Genomic DNA, 2,469 nt, shown 5'->3' with positions numbered 1-2,469 from the left:
TGGAGATTCTTGTGAATTTGACCCGGGTATTCCTGTTTAAATTGAGCATAGCAAAACAGTTCCCAAAATCGTGTTTATTTTGTTGTTAAAATTACATTTTTTTTCTTTTTCTTCTCATCGATTCTCCTTTGAGGTCGACTCGATGTGCTGAGTGTACTAATCGATCTAATATTGCATCAGCTATTGTTTGCTCTCCTATGATCTGATGCCAGCTTATTATTGGTAATTGGGAAGCAATAATTGTTGATTTTTTTCCGTGCCTGTCTTCTATGATTTCCATAAACGCCTGTCTTTTATTATTGTCTAGTTCCTGGAGTCCAAAATCATCTAGTATTAGTAAATCTTGTTTTTCTATTCGATCTACTTCTTTTAGATATGATCCGTCGGCTTTTGCTAGTTTTAATTTGGCAAAGAGTTTATTGATATTATAATATTTTACCCTGTACCCTTGAGAACAGGCTTGGTACCCTATTGCAGAGGCGATAAAACTTTTACCTACCCCTGTACTTCCTGTGATCAATATATTTTCTTTGTTTTGGATAAAATCACATTCAGTAAATCTGATAAATTGATTTTTATCAATAGCTCTTTTCGGGTCAAAAATGATTTCTTCTATAGCTGCTTGATATCTAAATTTAGCTGCTTTTGTAAGCCTTTCTATTCTTCTGTTGTGTTTATCATCCCATTCAGATTGCAATAGATAAGCAACTAGCTCATCATTGGATAATTGCCGTGATTGGCTTCAAGAGTTGTAGAAAAAGCCCCGTGCATTCCATAGAGCCTTAACTGTTTCATTTGCTGTAATGTTTGTGTATTCATTTTTTATCGATTTTAATTATTTGCAATAGTTCCCTCCTCTAATGTTAGTATGCTTAGGTATATTAGATTCTGTATTGGTTTCTTCTTGTATAGCATCCAGTCCTTTTTCCAGTATGCTTTTCACACTTTGATAATTGATCCGTTCATAATCTAAAGCTCTTTTACAGGCATTGTCTAAACGATTATTGCCTACTTTTTTAGCTAATCCCAGTACGCCAGCACAGGATTTATAAGATTGTTCCGGATGTTGTCTTTTAGCAAGTAACAACGTGATAAAAGTTTTGCAATAGTCTCCTATAGTATCTGCCCAGTTTAAAAACTTTTCTGGGTTCCAATCTGCAACATATCTATGAGTAGAGGGCATATGGGATGGGTCTGTAGTATATCCATATCTTTTTAAACCTCTTTTATGGAGTGCTATTCATTTTTGTTTTAGGTAAATTTCAAAGGTATCTTTGGTGTAAATAATACGTACCTTTTTACCAATATAAGTATAAGGAACACTGTAATGATGTTTGTCTTTACTGATGTAAATATGAGAAGTTTTATATACAGTTCCCATTACATATTGTCGCAACCTATAGGACTCTACTGGTAAAGCTGTTAATTCTTGTTTTTCTATTGATTCAAAAAGATCTAAACGAGAATAATCCCTGGATTGAAAATTAGTTTTGTTATGTATCAGGGTATGTTCTGATATCGTTGTGTTCAATGCTGCCAGAGTATAAAAATCAGTAGCTCCTAAAGGAGCAAATACCCGAGTATAAATAATCTTTACAGCATTCTCTACTAATGCCTTATCCCTAGGACGGTAAGCTCTTGTTGGTAAAACTGTAGTATTATAGTGAGTAGCCATAGCTAACAGGCTTTCATTAAGAATAGGTTCATATTTACTACTTTTGGTAACTGCTGATTTTAAATTATCAGTTACTATAGCCCTGGGAACACCTCCATAAAAATTTAATGCACCTATCATACATCCTATAAAATCTTCTCGTTTTTGAGAAGGACAAGCCTCTACATAGGTATAACCACTTGCTCCCAGTACAGCAATAAAAACCTCCATTTCTTTTAACTCTCCTGTGGCGGGATCAATAATGGAGAGTTTCTTACCTGTAAAATCAACAAACATCTTATCGCCTGCTTTATGATTAAATCGCATTACAGGGCTTTGGTTACGACTCCAGACTTTATAGAGATGACAAAATCTTGAATACGATACAAGATTAGGATACTTCTCAAGGTAACTCTCCCATATCATATAACGGGTTACCCTTACTTTCTTAAGCTCTTTGCTAACTAATGGGAATAAATCAAATAGATAGGAATGACGCGTAGTAACCTGAGTATGGTCAATATCCAAAAGGATACGAAGTTCTTCAAAAGTAAGGGCATCTACTTCTTCACTAGTCAATTTACTTTTAATCAATAAATCAAGGTATTTACGAACTGTATTGCGAGAGATCCCTAACCGTTTACTAATTTTTCGCTTACTAACCCCTTGGGTATAGAAACGATATAACTGCTTTATTTTTCGCATATCTAAGTGTGTATTTGCCATGGTTATTTTGATTATTGATAACCATACAAGTTATTCAAAATACACGCTTTTGGGGGTGGGTCAATTTAAACAGGAATACCCGGGTCAAT

2 protein-coding genes and 1 pseudogene are annotated in these 2,469 nt (G+C 34.5%); all 3 read right to left on the bottom strand.

Annotated features, from left to right (window positions below):
• Positions 1-91: 91 nt before the first annotated feature.
• A pseudogene (istB, locus tag AWE51_RS18305) lies at positions 92-819 on the bottom strand (IS21-like element helper ATPase IstB).
• Positions 820-835: 16 nt separating this feature from the next.
• Entirely contained in the window at positions 836-1,183 is a 348-nt protein-coding gene (locus AWE51_RS27035) for a hypothetical protein (protein ID WP_232517410.1), read from the bottom strand.
• Positions 1,184-1,240: 57 nt separating this feature from the next.
• On the bottom strand, positions 1,241-2,380 hold the full coding sequence (istA, locus tag AWE51_RS18300) for an IS21 family transposase (protein WP_232517409.1): 1,140 nt from the start codon (positions 2,378-2,380) through the stop codon (positions 1,241-1,243).
• Positions 2,381-2,469 lie beyond the last annotated feature (89 nt).

It is taken from the genome of Aquimarina aggregata (genome assembly GCF_001632745.1).
Lineage (GTDB): Bacteria > Bacteroidota > Bacteroidia > Flavobacteriales > Flavobacteriaceae > Aquimarina > Aquimarina aggregata.
The sequence above is the reverse complement of the archived record's forward strand: the minus strand, read 5'-3'. Positions and strand labels throughout refer to the sequence as shown.

What these genes read in the sequence shown, in the direction of transcription:
- AWE51_RS27035 (WP_232517410.1), bottom strand. Translation starts at nt 1,183, where the DNA reads ATGCCCTCTACTCATAGATATGTTGCAGATTGGAACCCAGAAAAGTTT.
- istA (WP_232517409.1), bottom strand. Translation starts at nt 2,380, where the DNA reads ATGGCAAATACACACTTAGATATGCGAAAAATAAAGCAGTTATATCGT.